The organism is Virgibacillus salexigens (assembly GCF_000723585.1).
GTDB lineage: Bacteria > Bacillota > Bacilli > Bacillales > Amphibacillaceae > Virgibacillus > Virgibacillus salexigens.
Genome location: NZ_CCDP010000003.1, coordinates 98928 through 114389 on the forward strand (window position 1 = coordinate 98928; position 15462 = coordinate 114389).

Genomic DNA, 15462 nt, shown 5'->3' on the forward strand with positions numbered 1-15462 from the left:
TATTAATAAATGCCATTTTTGCTATCATATATTTGATAAAATACCCCCTCAAAGATGGGTGGCATGATGCCATAATCACCCAGGACTCCTTAAAAAATAAGGGTTTTATAGGTCATGAGTTTGTCACATGACCTTTTTTGACCTTATTTTGAGGGTATTTTTAATAAGGTTTCCAAACATTACTGAATCTTTTTTCGAACTGCAACTGTAGTATGAATTTGTTTTGTAGTTTCAATATCAAAATCAATTTTCTTTTGATCTAGTTTTATTCAGGACTGTTTGTTCACCTTTTTCATAAATAGCTATTAGCTTACGCACATCATTTAGCTTAGGTACCACTTTGTAAACAAAGTCTGCGACTAAAATACTTATAGCTGCTCCAACAATGACATCAGCTGGATAATGAACACCAGCCCAAATACGTGAAAGTCCTACGAATATCGCTATTATAATCCAAAATATTCTCGATCTCTTTTTAAGAAGAAAGTTATACAAAATGAAAAGAATAATATAGTGTGGTCACTTGGAAAAGAATTATCTATTTCGTGATCTATTAGATGATTCACATGAGATAATTCCTCAAAAGGTGGATCATTTGAATATATTATTCCGGAAATTTTTCCGATTATTTCGGCTAATAAGTAACCGCAAATAATCATCATTCGATTATTTTTGCTTCTTGTAAACCAAAAAGCTATGACCTAGGGCTAATAAAAATACCATATATTCAGCAACGAACACTATAGTAGGATTAAGATACGTGAGATCCTTACCTAGATTATTCACCATTCTAAACAAGTCAATATTCATTTCACTTATACTCAAATACTTTTCCTCCTTATCTTAACTGAAGAAAAGTATATATGTACTATATAATGTAATAAATTGGAATTTTTTATATTTCGCTTTCACTTTTGTAAGGCAATTATATACTATATTATAATAAAAAGTCCTCTCCGTTGGAGGAGGGGGGTTTGGAGGAGAAATTTATGTTATATGTACAGATTCACCATTTTAGAATAACAAAGTTATAGAAATACTTTAACTAACCATATATCCTTGACATAAATTTTTTAAAACTATAACATTTAATATAAATTAATTATATGCACTAGGGGTGTTATTTAACTGAGATGAGTATTACCTCAAACCCTTTGAACCTGAACTAGCTGAAACTAGCGTAGGAAAGTGTAAACTCTAATACATACTTAAAGAGCGAATTGTGCCTTATTTTAATATGTAGTTAATTGTTTTACGCAACTTTCCTGATGGAAGGGTGCGTATTTTTTGTTCTATTATAATTTATTATAAATTTCATCAAAATTAAAAATATAGGGGTTGTTATGATGACTAGAACAGTGTTAGTAACAGGTAGTAGTAGAGGTTTAGGGGCAACTATTGCAAAGACATTAGCACAACAGGGATTTCAAGTGGTTATCAATTACTATCAAAGCAAAGATGCTGCTGAGAAGCTCGTTTCTAAGATTGGAAAGGAGAATGCTATTGCAATTCGGGCTGATGTAACAAATCGTGAAGAAGTAGATAAATTGATAAAAAAAGCAACGGAATATTTTGGTCAAATCGATGTTGTAGTCAACAATGCATTAGTAGACTTTAAATTTGATCCAAACAAACAGAAACCCTTCACAGAACTCACTTGGGATGATTATCAAAAACAACTAGATGGTACTTTAAAAGCAGCATTTAATGTAGTTCAAAGTGTCATACCTCAATTTATTGAACGACAAAATGGAAGTATTATAGGTATAGGTACTAATTTATATCAAAATCCTGTTGTACCCTACCATGAATATACAACAGCTAAAGCTGGATTAATAGGTTTCACACGTAATATCGCTTCTGAATTAGGATTATATGGTATAAAAGCGAATGTAGTTTCAGGTGGATTATTAAAAACGACTAACGCCAGTGGTGTTACAACACCAGAAGTATTCGATTTAATTGCTCAAACAACGCCATTGAAGAAGGTGACCACACCTCAAGATGTAGCCGATATGGTCGCCTATTTATCATCGGAAAAAGCGAACGGTATTACAGGTCAAAATTTCACAGTAGATGGCGGTTTGACAATGAACTAATAGCTTAAATTACCATAGATAATCTTTCAAAAAAAGAAGTATACAAGACAATTAATAATTATCTTGAGGTGTAAAAAATGACAGAAACGAAAGAAAAACAACTACACTTAGGTGTTTTGCTGTATGGTTGTGGACACCATCAAGCTGCTTGGCTAATGCCTGACTCAAGCGTTGAACGTATTGGAGACATTTCTTATTATCAAACATTAGCACAGTTAGCGGAAAAAGGTTATTTTGATGCAGTATTCTTTGCTGATAATCAATCATTTCAAGGTAAAGATTCTAGTGATATGCCAGCATTTTGGTTTGATCCAGTAGTCAATTTAACCGCTATTTCTCAAGTGACAAATCATGTGGGATTAGTTTCAACAATTTCAAGTACTTTTTCTAATCCTTTCACAGCTTCACGACAATTATTAAGTTTAGATCATATTACAAAAGGACGTGTTGGTTGGAATCTCGTTACGTCCATGACTGATTTAGAGGCGTTAAATCACAGTATGGAAGAACTACCTTCCCATGACAAACGCTATGAAAAGGCAGATGAATTTGCTGCTTTAATGAATAAGTTATTTCTTTCATGGGACAGCGGTGAGTTTCTTCATCATCGAGAAAAAAGAAAATTGATAAATCCTTCAAATATTCAGCCTTTTAATCACGATGGTACCTATTTTAAAGTGTATGGTCCATCCACTACGCCAAAAAGTCCGCAAGGCAAACCAGTATCAATGCAAGCTGGGGCATCTAAACAAGGCATTGCATTAGCCGCAAAATATGCCGATGCAGTCTATTCAGTGTCGTGGAACTTAAAGCAAGCAGAAAAATTTCGCGACAAATTAGTCGAACAAGTTAAACAAAGCCAAGACAGTAATAGACATATTAAAATATTTCCTGGCTTAGTAACCTATGTAGGTCATACTCATGAAGAAGCTTTAGCCAAAAAAGCAGCATTAGATGAGCAATTACCTCTTGAAACAGCCCTAAAGCGGTTGAGTTTCTTTATTCAGCAAGACTGCATGAATTGGGAGATTGATAAAGAAGTACCTCAATTACCCCCAGTAGAAGAATTCACTGGTCCAGTTGGACGTTATGAAACAATACTAGAAATTATTAATGATACACAACCTACAGTAAGAGAATTATTAGGATATCTTAATGCAGGCGGTGGACATCACACGCTGATAGGCACACCCGAAGAAATTGTGGATCAGATGGAAGTCTGGTTTGAAGCTGGTGTGGCTGACGGATTTAATCTTATGCCTCCTACATTACCCGGTAGTTTAGAAGATTTTGTTGAACTAATTGTTCCTGAAATGCAAAGAAGGGGTATTTTTAGAAGGAAATATGAAGGTCACACCTTCCGTGAACATTTAGGATTAACATAATAAATTATTATAAAATGACTGTACTAGTTGAAGAGGTAAGATGTCACAATAATATTTTTTTCGAGGATTTCCGTAAAGATTCTGATATTTTTTCGGAAGCATCCTTTTTCATTTTATCGGTAAGATACGTATAAACTTTCATAGTCGTATCAATGTCCTCATGGCAATAAGCCTGTTCATACGAATTGATCTAGTTTTTTGTTACAAAAAGGCATTTGTTGGTAAAAACAGGTGCCTTTTTATCTAGTAAAATAATCAAGTTAGTAGTATAATCCTATTAAGAAAATAGTAAATTAATTTATGGAAATAATTTCATAATGTGAAACATATTCTCGCTCAAAAACTAATTGCGATTAAAAAAGAACGCCTTTTAACTGGCGTCCTGTTCCTCTTTGTCTTAGCATTAACTTTTTCACTTCTGTTGTGTTCTCGTCTGTACTCTTTAAGTATCCCAATGCTTTGGCTAGATAGCAACTTTCTTAGTATTATCTCGTTTACAATAAATACGATAAAACCTACAATTACGAAAATATACGCTACAAACAAAGGTGTTGAAGATAGTGATACAGTAAGAATTCGAAACATACCAATAGCAAAAATAAGCAAACTATATACAAATGTAATAACTGTTCGAGTTTTATTTTTTAATTTCAACTTTCAACTTCATAAGAGTGGCAAATACATTACTATTGTTATAGTATATACCTTGATTTTCAAAAATCTGGACCTAATTAGAAGGACTCACTACTCGCTTAATACGAACGCTTCAGAAGTCTCGATTTCAAGACTGAGTTATACTCGTTTCAATTTTAATCAAATAAGATGCTTTCAATAAATTCAGATTCATTTTTATAAATCTTGTACATAAAGTACATCAATACTGTTACAGCAAAGTGGATAGTTGATTCAAGAATATTATCTTTAAAGAGTATGGTTGTTCTAAATGTGAGGTCGCTTGTTTTTAGGGTAGCGATATGTATTTTGTCTAGTTTCACTTCAATCTCTTTGCTCCAATTTTCTTCAATTTGTATATCTTGACCGCTGATATCGCCCTTGACACAAAAATAAAGGAGGCTATTACCTGGTTTATCTTTAAAAAGGTAGGTCTCCTTCTCTGTTTTTATGACATATGTGGCAAAAAGAAAATTTCTGATACCGCGTTTTTTTATCCCCATTCTGACTGTGAGACCATTTGTATTGGTAAATGAAAATACATGTCCTTTTTCACATCCGGAAATATCTGCTTTTTCAATTACCCCAATAATCTCTTTTTCTTCATTTTCCAATGCAATAGCCTTTTCTTTTTTCATGTATAAAACATCATTGAATTGGTATTGTTTCAATTTTATCGTTCCTTATTTTCAGACTTATTTTTTCTTTTGTCAATGATTAACAATACGGACAACGCCACAATACTAAATACTACGATAAATAGAAACGACAAGTATAGTGTCATGAATCCTCCAAACATCTCATCAAACTTTAGAATAGCGACATCTGGTTCATACACACCGCCCATGGAAATATATCTAGCTACTTCAAGGTAAACAATATGGAAGATAATGCTCATCCATATTGTTCCTGTATATTTTTTATATAGCTGTAAAGCAATCCCAAAAGTGAAGAGCAATATAAAGTAATCTATAGTTAGCGCAAATGGTTCACTAAAGAATATGGACTCCAATGACATCACCGTAATCGGCACACAGATGAAGATGAATGATTGCAAAACCAATGAGGTGATAAAGCGATACTTCTTATGCAACTCTTCGAATATTAGTCCACGGATAAAGATTTCTTCTGGAAATGCCTCATACATAAATGCTGTCACGGAATTGATTAAAATAGAAATGATCACACTTGCTGTCAGGTTCAAACTGACGTTTTCTATGCCACCAAATAAATAAGCTGTTAAAATTCCTGATAAGAGTAAAGTAAAAGGCAATGCAATTCCGACGATCAACTTAGATAATGAATTTACACCCTTTACCCCAATATTTGTGAATATGTTTGGACTTATTCTTTTAAGTACAAAAAGTAAAACAAGTGTCAACCCAGTAAAAATCACTCCTTGTAGGAGCATGGCTATTTGTCGATCCATATCTTGAGTTTCTATCAAATACCTTCCGACATTCCCCGATACAAAGAGAAATAGTGATACGAGTACAAAGTACAAAAGCAACCGGCTAATTCTGAATTTCGAAGAACTCAATTAAAGGCTCCTTTTTTATTAGTGTAGTAACGTTATAAATTACGTATCAACCAAGTCACTAGTTTCAATTTTCTTGAAATTAGTGATAAAATCAACCCTACTATCGACATCTAATGTTGGAAATCGATTTACTAAACCTTTTTCAATTAAATGGCCCTTTTAATGAATAAGGGCACATTTACTTCCTCCAGAAATGCGCTCGTTTGATTAACTATTGTTATGCGTGTTATAAATAACCATTGCACCCATATAAAATATAGAGGAGGAAAATTTAATATCCACTACTTCTATAGGGTTGTCTTCCAAAAACCTATTTACTTTTTTGCTTAAACCTTGTTCAGTAAATCCAGTAAATGTTTCTATTTTCAACTTACATCCCCCCAAATATAGCTTTATTTCACAATCTGACTTGATTCAGGCATAATGTTTGTTCAACAACTGCGCCCTATTCTGGATTATCGTAGATCAAGGGCATAGAATATAGTGTCGTATCGATCTTTGCCGACTGCTACAAAGCGAGGCAATCGACCATACTCTGTGAAACCTAGTGATTTATACAATTTGGCAGCTCGATCATTGTCACAACGGAAGTCAAGGGTTAGAACTTCAATCCCAGTATTGACAGCAGTAGAAATTAATTGATTCATAATTCTGTGCCCTAAACCAAGACCTTGATATTGTGGATCGATTGCCACTTTTTCTATGTCAGCATGGGGATAATGAGTCGGACGACTGTAGCGTCTCCAGTACCCAATACCTGCAAGATCTTGATCGACCCAGATGGCAATTAGGCATGCATCACTATTTTCACTTGCAATGGCCAATTCCCTAATGAGGCCAGTCACCTCTTTAGTTGAAGGTGGATCAACCCACCCAATTGCCGCGCCGTTTAAAACGAGTTCCTGTAATAAATGCGTTGTTTTTTTTAAAAACGATAAGTCTTCTGTGTCTCCGATATCTACTGTACGTAACACAATAGACTCCTCCATCAGATTCCCCCTATCTGTTTCGTAATCTCTAAAAATGTATTCCGTAATCTGGTCCTTTATTGAATAAGTTCAGATTTTTAAAGAAATCATATTTATTAATTATATCTTGATACCTGCATTTCTTAATGAAAATCGAGGCTGCATTAAAAAAATATCATAAATAAGTTTGTGTGGATTAATTGTAGTTTGATAGTGGGCTTCATTTTGAGCTTATTCATCAATTTCGATTTTATTTTTAATGAGGTTTACAAACGTTACTGAGTTTCTTTTTCGAACTGCATTTGTAATATGAAGATAAATTTGTTTCGTAATTTCATCATCAGAATGGCCAAACTCTTCCTTATCCTTTCTATACTTACACCGGCTTCTGATAAAAGGGAAGTATGTATGTGAATGCTGTCAAGTGTCAGGTTTAAATTAAATTTAGCTATTTTTCAACTGAGTATTGGAACAGCATAAAAGAAAATTGGGAATCAGGAAAAAAGTATATGCTAATAGTGATATTAAAGTCTACATATACAAACATCGATACAGTTGGGGCACCTGACAGAGTTAAAACTAAAGTGTTTTTTGGAGCATATTTGTTAAGTAATTATTAACAATATGCTCTTGATTTTGGAAACTATGATCTATTGTTAGGATGTGAAATTCCCGTTAGCTCTTGAACCTCGTTATATTAAGTCTTCTAAGAAGGCTTTATTTATTATATGCCTTAAAGTACAACCTAGTGATATAACACAATGTTCAATACCTTAGTCATCAATTTTCTCTTCTTGGCAGGAAAAGCAAATAAGCTTATGGTTACTTTGAATAATTCCATCTAAAAAACCACTTCGGCAGTAAATTTTATCACCGCATAAATCACATTTACCAATATACTCTTTTTCCATAAAAACCTCCTTATATGCTTGCTTTTTCTGTAATTTTATTTCTGTCAATAAAATATGAACGAAACCATATTCCAATTTCAATAACTAATATTAACAATACGGTCCAATTCCAAAAACTTAATATAATCTCATGCAACGATTCCAAGGTACTTTTATAATCAATATTACTGTGAATCTTGAAAGTAAATGCATAAAACATACCAAAGGTAAAATTCCTTGACCATTGGCTAACATTATATGTGAATATTCCTTTTTTCCAACCAAGATTAGAGACTCTTTTAATTCCTCTTACTATCTCTATACTTTCTACCAATAGAAATAAAATGAATACCAACAACCAGAATATTAAAATAAGGTCTGCTGATAGAAGATGAGAGGAGACAATTGCTAATCCAGTAATAGATAACGCTCCGTGTATAATACAATTAGTATTGGTCCAATCATCTAAAAGTGACCAGTTATTCCTGCTGTATCGAAAAATAATTAAGAGTATACCTAATCCATAAAATAATAATCCTATCATGATTATTATTTTAATTAATTTAATTGGTATTTGTTGAAAGAAAGGTATCCATGAAAGCACCATTGATTGTGTGGCTACAGTAGAAAGTAAAATAATGCCGTGAACAGGATATTTTTGTGACTTTTTATAAAGTCGTTTAAAATTATATAAACAAATTAAAAGGAAACCTAACCATAATAAAGTATTTACACAAACAATTCCTTGAACAAATCTATGGAATTCAGGAAGATATTTCATAATTACATTGCTTAATACAGAAATACCTGCAATCCAGGTTCCTATTACAAAAGAATTGACGGGATTAATCAACAAACTAATTAGAAAATCTTTATGAAAAAGTTGTATTGTAATTAATGTATAGATTAACATCCCGATATACAAAAAAATAAAAACGAAAAATAATTTTATGTTCTCTAGAAACGGAAAAGCGTCTATAGTGACGAAAAGAAAAATACCTAGGGCCATTATAATGGCTCCAGAGGAAGGATTTATAATAATATTTTTAGAAGCCATTTTATTTCACCTATTCTAATCTTATGCATCTAATAGTAACGCTAGCTGGTTAATAACTCAACAATGATTTAGATACAATTAATTTTTCTTTTATCGGATGTAAATGTAGAAAAATAAAAGCCCCCTTTGATAAGAAGGGGGCGGATAAAATATGAGCTCAATTGAAATATCATCATACTACATATTTACGCTCGACTTTAATTAATAATCCTTAACCTCAAACTCCGTTCCTTCCATATAACGCTTCATAACTTGATTAGTCATATCCTTCAATTGCTCAGAAGGATATTCAATCACACCACTATTACCTCTGCTATTCCAGCGATAAGTAGTTTTTCGTCCGATTGTTGAGGATTCAGTTTTTTAAAAGGCAGATGTATCTAGTGACTCTGCTTGCCCTTTCGTACTTAAACGATAGTCTTTCACTTCCGTACCTGCGAACCAGTCATAAACATTTTTTCTTTTTTTATTAGTAAGAGGAATTATTAGATATAATAATATTACAAGATTGACAGCATTAAGGACCATAAGAATGGTGATTTCAGAAAAGTCTGTTGGAAGCATTAATCGCCATATGCCAAAGTGAGCAACCTCCCATGGAAGAAACTTGATAGCTGTTCGAAAAGCTGAGCGACCGATTCCAATACGCTGTCCGAAACTATCAACAACACGAATGCCCATTTTTCTCTTCCCTAATGTTCCCTGCCATTTAGAACATTCACATACAATAAAATAAAGCGAAGCTGGCAACGTAATCAAAAGGAAACCTGTCAGTTCAGCTGTTACTGGAGAGCTTGAAAATAGGTGGCTAATATATGATCTGAAAACGAAAGAAATGGTACCTAGAACAAATATACCGTATATTAAGATAACGAGATAATCTAATAAAAAAGCGTAAATGCGGATTTTAAATGACGCATAAGGCATATTGAATCGGCTCCTCTATTTCGTTTTAAAAATCTCTCAAACAACTCATCTCTATACATTACTATTAAAGCCTCAAAAAATATTGCCTAAGAAATGGTCCAATAATACTTAAGCGTTGACGCAACTTTATTTCAACCAATGATCTGGTTTTTCTAAGAAGTTTGGTATTTTCGTATGGATATTTTCTTAGCTGCAAAATAAATTGCGTATGGGCTATATGTCTTTATGAATACTGGAGTAAGGTTATTAAGATGCAGTTAGTTCGTCTGTTTAAGTCCTTCGAAATACACATCTAACACGCGCATCGCTTCATCAATTGAATCAAAGGAACCTTTCTCGGCGATCCATAATGCGCTTTCGTTCATGGCCCCTGATAAAGAATGGGTCAGTGATTCTACCGACAGAGACAGAAAACAACCGTTCTTCTGCATTTGTTCAAGCTGATTGTATAGAAGTCTCATTGAATGATTGGCATCTAATTGACGCCAACGATTCCAACCAATGACCACAGGACCATCAATGAGAATTATCTGTTTATGGTCAGGCTCAATTGCAGACGTGATAAATGCTCGACAACCAAGTGACAGCTGTTCCCATTGATCTGAACTCTTGCTTGCCTGCTGCTCGATATTTTGAGCAATCTGCTTCTGAATGGATTCAATAACGGCGAAAAAGAGTCCTTCTTTATTCTTAAAGTGATGATACAATGCACCACGCGTCAGACCTGAATCTTTCACAATATCTTCGAGTGCTGTTTTTGCATATCCATATTTTGCAAAATGTTGTTTCCCTGTTTGGAGGAGTAATTGTATTGTTTCTCCCGCTTCAGCTTTTGTCTTCTTCATTTATTATTCACCAACCCTGTGCATAAATGCAAGAGCATCTTGGTCATTGACTTTTATCAATGAACGTAGTCCATGCTTTACTGTCCAATTGATGTTTTTCCCATGCAGCTTATGCATCTTTTTTATCCATTCTATTGTTTCCTCTTTATACGTTTTTGACAAGTCATTCAGGTGATTTCCAACAGATTTTTGAACATACTTGGAATGATCGGTTATCAATGGCTCGAGCAAAGAAAGATTCATATACGGATCGCCGCTAAGCACGTCGATTCGTTTTGCCCAAGGTAGACGAGGACGTGTTCCCTCACTAACGAGTCGACGTACATGTGCATTCTCATCGATCGCCCATATACGAAGTTTCTCTAACATTTCTTGTTCATAATGCAGTAAGTAGGGGCGAATCGCATATTCGGACGTATGACGTTTCGTAATTTCATACAAGGCGTCCATCGATACATCAAAGTCATTCAATCCATACACTTCAACGTAATGAGCAATTGGCATTAAAAAATAACCATTTGCAAACATTCCTTGTTCTGTTTTGTTTTCTGGCCCAAGCATTTGTTTCAAAATTCCAATCGCATCAACGTAAGGTAAGCCGAGCGCTTTGTGCAATTCTTTAGAGATGACGGGCTACCCTTTCTTTTAGCTCCAATTCTTTGACGAGATTATTCACGCCCTTAATAAATGAATTACGAGGGAATTCCGGATAAATAAGGGATATTTGGTGCCCAAAGAATTGCGCTAATTCTCCGTCAAAATAATACTTCAATGGAATGTAACTGCTCATGACAGAGTATCCTTGAAATGACTTTGGAATTCAGCAGATGGAGTTATTGCTTGAATGACATCGATAAGAATTCCGTTCGGATCGGATGTAATGAAATGACGCTGCCCAAAATCTTCATTCCGTAAATCGAGTACGATAGGGAGGTGATGTTCACGAATTAAGCGATCGTATAGGGCATCAACGTCTTTTACCTCAAGATTTAAAATCAGACTGGTCGTAATCTGCTGTCGAATCTCTGATGGAACTGTATCATGATGATGATGAAGCACCGCTAGCTCAAACGAATCCAACCTTAAACTCACATACCAATCAATTTCAAAAACGACTTCAAACTGAAAGTGGCTTACAAAAAAATCTACAGAGCGAGAAACATCATCCGTAAGAATTACAGGATAAAACCCAGTCACTGCCATCAAACTACACCCCTTTAAATAGTTGTTAGGTTAATTTTAACATACATACTGTATGTATGTAAATATCATTTCATTAATAAGGAACTATTTGGTTAAGAAAGCAACGAATTTCAAACCTATGAAATCTTAATCGATTACAAAACTACCGTCTATTCAACTTACTAACCACTCAATGGATTAAGAAGTAGATCAATATAAGGCATGATCTAGGGGAATTGAACCGCAAAAAACAAGAAGAATTTCTTACTCTTTCTTGCTACGATGAAGGCGGAAAGGAGTGAGAGGATGGAAAATAAATCCATTGGATTATTTCAAGGAATTGCTTTATACATTGCAACGATCTTAGGATCAGGAGTTCTTTTTTTGTCTGGTGCGACAGCCACAATAGCCGGTCCTGCGTCCATTCTATCTTGGTTTATCGTGATTTTAATTAATTTCCCAATTGCATACTCCTTTGCGAGTTTAGCTCGGCAATATCCAGATGCGGGTGGAGCTGCAACTTTTGTCAGAAATTCTTTTGGGAATCATCTAGGCAACATTGTTGGTTGGTTTTATTTCATAACAGCTGCAGTCGGACAAACAATTGTTTCCTTAACAGGCGCTTTTTATTTTAGTCAAGCTTTTGGATTTTCACAATCTGAAACGACGCTTATCGCTATTTTTATTTTGGTGATTGCAGGTGTTTCAAATTATTATGGTATCAAAGTCAGTGGCAAGGTTGCGTTATTTATAAGTGCTAGTTTGTTGATTCTATTATTGTTGGCTGTATTTTTCTCTTTGCCAAGTATACAGTGGAAGAATTTTGTCCCTTTTGTCCCGAATGGATGGTTTTCTGTTGGGAATGCTATAACACTTATTTTTTGGTCTTTTTTCGGCTGGGAGGCGATTTGTAGTCTGTCGAATAACTTCAAAAGACCAGAAAAAGATATTGTAAAAGGGGCGATGCTTAGTGCTATTGTCATTGGTATCTTGTTTTTGGCTTTAAGTCTTGTCACCATAGGAACAGCGACGTATGGATCTACAGAAAGCAGTCTATCCCCTATTGGTGTTATAATGGGAGATACAATAGGTATAGGTGCTAAGATTGTTACGGCGGGATTAGCTCTAATCATTTGTACAGGGACAGCGAATGCCTTTGTAGCTAGTCTAACTCAATTAGGTTATTCGTTAAGCAGAGATGGCGCTTTTCCGAAATTTTTCTCAAGACTGCATCGTACCACTCAAATTCCTACACGAATGGTTTTATTTATTATCTGTTTTGCGATAGCCGGTATTTTAGTAACAGAGGCTATGTCATTAACATTTAACGATATTTTGTTTATCCCGACTTCCTTTGGAATTTTAGTCTACATTCTTTCTATGGCAGCAGGTGTCAAATTATTCAAGACATATACCCTGCCATGGTGGGCATCAGGGGTTTCTTTCATTTTGTGTTTACTTGTAATCCCATTTTTTCAAATGTACATATTGGTTCCATTAATTGTCATCGCTTTATATGTGATTTATATGATTTTTAGTAAGGAGATTTTTTCCTTTAAGGGGGAGTAAAAATCGAATGATAAGTCCAAAAGACCTTTCTAAGGATATGATGTGGGAAGCAACAGTTACATGTGATTCTACATTTGATGGCAGATTTTATTACGCTGTTAAGACAACGGGAATTTTTTGTCGGCCATCATGCAAATCTAAGATACCAAAATATGAGAATGTTTCCTTTTTTTTGAATGCAGAAGAGGCGCTAAAAACAGGATTTCGCCCTTGTAAAAGATGTCGCCCCGATCTACAATTAAAAACGTATGAACCATTAAAAGCAATTATTGATGATACGATGCAGATCATAAACAGTCATTATGATCAAAAAATGCTTATGAATGAATTGGCATCCATGGTAGGGGTCAGTCGTTTTCATTTAAACCGGCTCTTCAAAGACAGTACAGGGGATACTCCGCGTATTTACTTGGAAAAGGTTAGGATTAAGAAAGCAAAAGAACTTCTACTAACGACTAGTTTAAATAGCACAGAAGTCGGTTATCAAATCGGCTATCAAAGTATTTCCAGTTTTTATAATGCATTTAAACGGAGTACTGGACTTTCACCGATTCAATTTCAGAATCAATATGTCAAAAGTCCGACTACTTAGGTTTGGCGTTTTGGATGATTTTTAAAATCCAATCTATATGTGAACGCACTTTCGTTTTTTATTTATGTGTAATCACCACATTTATTATGGACAAATGCAACTAAACAGAAAAGGGAAACCTTGGGTAATACATTATGTCATGGGCTGTGTAATAAAATATCGTGCAGCAACTTTCGCTTTAAATTATTTTTTGATGCGGATATAGTAGTGTGTTTACAAAATGTATTTGGCTGGATAATTTTCTGGAACAATAATATCTATTCCAATCAATCCTTTATAACCAACATTCGAAAAGCAGAAACGCAATCCCCTAAATACAAATTTACTACGTACTTCTTCTTGACTCATTCTAAATGAGTAACCTTCTGGCGATTCAATGAACATTCTCTTTTTATTATTCAATATTTCTTTTAGTCCAAGCGCTTCTTCTTCGAATAGTTCTATTCCTATGATAATTCCGTTTTTATCTATATCAACATTTAGAAAGGGATTTACTTCTAATTCTTCTGTTTCATCAATTTTATATTTATACTTTTTATTAACAATATAGACATATCCAATTTTAACATCATCATCGAATTCAATTCTTCTACCCATTTCTTTCTCTCCTTGTTCCTCTAATTTGATTCCATATATATTCCTTGAAGTATTTATATTATACAGATAGGAAGGCGGTGGTAACATATTGTTTATAAATTATAAAATTTTTTTGACGGAACGAGGATAGAATCGTTTTATGTAAACAAACATCCGAGTGGATTCGAGTGAAACCATTCGGATGTTGATAGGAATAAGCTACTTTTGTCTTCGTCTCTATCGCTTAAGTTAATTATTCATTGATCATTATACATCAGTAAACACTAGAGGGATTTGTTTTCCTTGGTCATTCGTCATAGACTTTTCCTAAGATAACTGCATTGTTGTTATACACGTATTGTCGCCTTCAAAGGTGGAGATTTCTGATTCTGATACTTTTCCGCCATATTCTATTTTTACTTGAAATGTTTTATTCCTTGGCAACCATAAATCAATAAATCCATTTTTAAATGAGGTCATGGTTTCATCAATCACCACATTCCCCTCGTCATCTTGAATATATACATCAAACTCTTTTTCGACCAATTCGCCTTGGCAACCAGTTAGACTATGATTGGTACAAGGATGTGTTGCTTTCATAAATGGTGCAATCGAAACAAAAAATTCATCCTCTGGAAGATCATAAGTAGTCTCTTTATTATTACTGTCCGTTACAATAAGTTCTTCTGAAGTAATGGATGCTGTCCCATCATCAACACGATTAACACTGTAATCGTGCACCATTTCTTTTATATTATTTTCTTCCTTTTTATTCGAACTACTATCATCACAGGCAATTACTACTAACATGAGGAATAGTCCAGCCACTGCAAGAAGGCATTTCTTCATCTATTATTCAACTCCTATTTTAATTAAGTAACTTAATGCGATTTCTTTTTCATTTTAGCTTCATTCAAGCTTCTATATACCCTCCTTCTATAATAAGTGAAGCTTTAATGATGTCTTAAGAGCTAAAAACAGGTTTCTACTTGTTAGTTTAAGATAAATAGTTGCAGAAATTATGTAGAAGCTGTGACGGTTTATGAACAAAAATTTTAGGGAGTACCATTTATTTCTGAATTTCAATGGAGTGTTTCTCAAGAGAAAAGATAGTGTCGGCCATATATCTTATAAATCTAAAAATTAGATTGTATATTGAC

17 protein-coding genes, 1 pseudogene and 1 riboswitch are annotated in these 15462 nt (G+C 34.1%); of the genes and pseudogenes, 4 read left to right on the forward strand and 14 right to left on the reverse strand.

Annotated elements, in window-relative coordinates:
• Positions 1-243: 243 nt before the first annotated feature.
• Together BN990_RS23665 and BN990_RS23670 are read right to left on the reverse strand one after the other, a co-directional pair.
• Complete coding sequence (locus BN990_RS23665; protein WP_368855431.1) at positions 244-495, reverse strand: phosphatase PAP2 family protein; 252 nt, start codon at positions 493-495, stop codon at positions 244-246.
• A gap of 171 nt (positions 496-666) precedes the next feature.
• On the reverse strand, positions 667-825 hold the full coding sequence (locus tag BN990_RS23670; protein WP_368855430.1) for a hypothetical protein: 159 nt from the start codon (positions 823-825) through the stop codon (positions 667-669).
• Between the two features lie 278 nt (positions 826-1103).
• Positions 1104-1204, forward strand: a riboswitch (TPP riboswitch).
• Between the two features lie 142 nt (positions 1205-1346).
• Between BN990_RS23670 and BN990_RS18795 the strand changes: the two genes are divergently transcribed.
• The gene (locus tag BN990_RS18795) at positions 1347-2099 is read left to right on the forward strand and encodes a 3-oxoacyl-ACP reductase (protein ID WP_021292507.1); all 753 of its coding nucleotides are present in this window, start codon (positions 1347-1349) and stop codon (positions 2097-2099) included.
• A gap of 77 nt (positions 2100-2176) precedes the next feature.
• Complete coding sequence (locus BN990_RS18800; protein WP_038246315.1) at positions 2177-3484, forward strand: LLM class flavin-dependent oxidoreductase; 1308 nt, start codon at positions 2177-2179, stop codon at positions 3482-3484.
• A gap of 809 nt (positions 3485-4293) precedes the next feature.
• On the opposite strand, the gene BN990_RS18805 is transcribed toward BN990_RS18800, so the two are convergent.
• The 10 genes and pseudogenes from BN990_RS18805 to BN990_RS18840 all read right to left on the reverse strand — a co-directional run bounded on the left by BN990_RS18805 (position 4294) and on the right by BN990_RS18840 (position 11586).
• A complete protein-coding gene (locus tag BN990_RS18805) occupies positions 4294-4794 on the reverse strand; it encodes a hypothetical protein (protein ID WP_148530735.1) in 501 nt (166 codons plus the stop codon).
• Between the two features lie 35 nt (positions 4795-4829).
• Positions 4830-5585: a CPBP family intramembrane glutamic endopeptidase gene (locus BN990_RS18810; protein WP_158295257.1), complete on the reverse strand. Its 756-nt coding sequence runs from the start codon at positions 5583-5585 to the stop codon at positions 4830-4832.
• 318 nt (positions 5586-5903) lie between these two features.
• A complete protein-coding gene (locus BN990_RS23000) occupies positions 5904-6065 on the reverse strand; it encodes a hypothetical protein (RefSeq protein WP_021292502.1) in 162 nt (53 codons plus the stop codon).
• A gap of 86 nt (positions 6066-6151) precedes the next feature.
• Positions 6152-6685 carry a GNAT family N-acetyltransferase gene (locus BN990_RS18815; RefSeq protein ID WP_021292501.1) on the reverse strand — a complete coding sequence of 178 codons (534 nt, stop codon included), beginning with the start codon at positions 6683-6685 and terminating at the stop codon, positions 6152-6154.
• Positions 6686-7437: 752 nt separating this feature from the next.
• Positions 7438-7575: a hypothetical protein gene (locus BN990_RS23005; protein WP_021292500.1), complete on the reverse strand. Its 138-nt coding sequence runs from the start codon at positions 7573-7575 to the stop codon at positions 7438-7440.
• Positions 7576-7585: 10 nt separating this feature from the next.
• Positions 7586-8611 carry a TDT family transporter gene (locus tag BN990_RS18820; protein WP_038246322.1) on the reverse strand — a complete coding sequence of 342 codons (1026 nt, stop codon included), beginning with the start codon at positions 8609-8611 and terminating at the stop codon, positions 7586-7588.
• A 363-nt stretch (positions 8612-8974) separates the two neighbouring features.
• Positions 8975-9538 carry an RDD family protein gene (locus BN990_RS18825; protein WP_021292497.1) on the reverse strand — a complete coding sequence of 188 codons (564 nt, stop codon included), beginning with the start codon at positions 9536-9538 and terminating at the stop codon, positions 8975-8977.
• Between the two features lie 257 nt (positions 9539-9795).
• Positions 9796-10383 (reverse strand): TetR/AcrR family transcriptional regulator, encoded by a 588-nt coding sequence (locus tag BN990_RS18830; RefSeq protein WP_038246325.1) that lies wholly within the window; start codon positions 10381-10383, stop codon positions 9796-9798.
• Positions 10384-10386: 3 nt separating this feature from the next.
• Positions 10387-11173, reverse strand: a pseudogene (locus BN990_RS18835) (DNA alkylation repair protein).
• The gene (locus tag BN990_RS18840; protein ID WP_021292494.1) at positions 11170-11586 is read right to left on the reverse strand and encodes a VOC family protein; all 417 of its coding nucleotides are present in this window, start codon (positions 11584-11586) and stop codon (positions 11170-11172) included. The pseudogene BN990_RS18835 and the gene BN990_RS18840 overlap by 4 nt, the downstream one beginning before the upstream one ends.
• A 285-nt stretch (positions 11587-11871) precedes the next feature.
• Between BN990_RS18840 and BN990_RS18845 the strand changes: the two genes are divergently transcribed.
• Complete coding sequence (locus BN990_RS18845; RefSeq protein WP_038246327.1) at positions 11872-13134, forward strand: APC family permease; 1263 nt, start codon at positions 11872-11874, stop codon at positions 13132-13134.
• 40 nt (positions 13135-13174) lie between these two features.
• Positions 13175-13726, forward strand: coding sequence for a bifunctional transcriptional activator/DNA repair enzyme AdaA (locus BN990_RS18850; protein ID WP_101953576.1), 552 nt, complete (start codon positions 13175-13177; stop codon positions 13724-13726).
• Positions 13727-13939: 213 nt separating this feature from the next.
• On the opposite strand, the gene BN990_RS18855 is transcribed toward BN990_RS18850, so the two are convergent.
• Together BN990_RS18855 and BN990_RS18860 are read right to left on the reverse strand one after the other, a co-directional pair.
• Positions 13940-14323 carry a DUF2283 domain-containing protein gene (locus tag BN990_RS18855; RefSeq protein WP_021292491.1) on the reverse strand — a complete coding sequence of 128 codons (384 nt, stop codon included), beginning with the start codon at positions 14321-14323 and terminating at the stop codon, positions 13940-13942.
• A gap of 306 nt (positions 14324-14629) precedes the next feature.
• Entirely contained in the window at positions 14630-15151 is a 522-nt protein-coding gene (locus BN990_RS18860; protein WP_021292490.1) for a CueP family metal-binding protein, read from the reverse strand.
• Between the last annotated feature and the right edge of the window lie 311 nt (positions 15152-15462).

Excerpts from the sequence above, each read along its gene's own strand:
- BN990_RS18795 (WP_021292507.1), top strand. The coding sequence starts at position 1,347 with ATGACTAGAACAGTGTTAGTAACAGGTAGTAGTAGAGGTTTAGGGGCA.
- BN990_RS18800 (WP_038246315.1), top strand. The coding sequence starts at position 2,177 with ATGACAGAAACGAAAGAAAAACAACTACACTTAGGTGTTTTGCTGTAT.
- BN990_RS18805 (WP_148530735.1), bottom strand. The coding sequence starts at position 4,794 with ATGAAAAAAGAAAAGGCTATTGCATTGGAAAATGAAGAAAAAGAGATT.
- BN990_RS18810 (WP_158295257.1), bottom strand. The coding sequence starts at position 5,585 with ATGGATCGACAAATAGCCATGCTCCTACAAGGAGTGATTTTTACTGGG.
- BN990_RS18815 (WP_021292501.1), bottom strand. The coding sequence starts at position 6,685 with ATGGAGGAGTCTATTGTGTTACGTACAGTAGATATCGGAGACACAGAA.
- BN990_RS23005 (WP_021292500.1), bottom strand. The coding sequence starts at position 7,575 with ATGGAAAAAGAGTATATTGGTAAATGTGATTTATGCGGTGATAAAATT.
- BN990_RS18820 (WP_038246322.1), bottom strand. The coding sequence starts at position 8,611 with ATGGCTTCTAAAAATATTATTATAAATCCTTCCTCTGGAGCCATTATA.
- BN990_RS18825 (WP_021292497.1), bottom strand. The coding sequence starts at position 9,538 with ATGCCTTATGCGTCATTTAAAATCCGCATTTACGCTTTTTTATTAGAT.
- BN990_RS18830 (WP_038246325.1), bottom strand. The coding sequence starts at position 10,383 with ATGAAGAAGACAAAAGCTGAAGCGGGAGAAACAATACAATTACTCCTC.
- BN990_RS18840 (WP_021292494.1), bottom strand. The coding sequence starts at position 11,586 with ATGGCAGTGACTGGGTTTTATCCTGTAATTCTTACGGATGATGTTTCT.
- BN990_RS18845 (WP_038246327.1), top strand. The coding sequence starts at position 11,872 with ATGGAAAATAAATCCATTGGATTATTTCAAGGAATTGCTTTATACATT.
- BN990_RS18850 (WP_101953576.1), top strand. The coding sequence starts at position 13,175 with ATGTGGGAAGCAACAGTTACATGTGATTCTACATTTGATGGCAGATTT.
- BN990_RS18855 (WP_021292491.1), bottom strand. The coding sequence starts at position 14,323 with ATGGGTAGAAGAATTGAATTCGATGATGATGTTAAAATTGGATATGTC.
- BN990_RS18860 (WP_021292490.1), bottom strand. The coding sequence starts at position 15,151 with ATGAAGAAATGCCTTCTTGCAGTGGCTGGACTATTCCTCATGTTAGTA.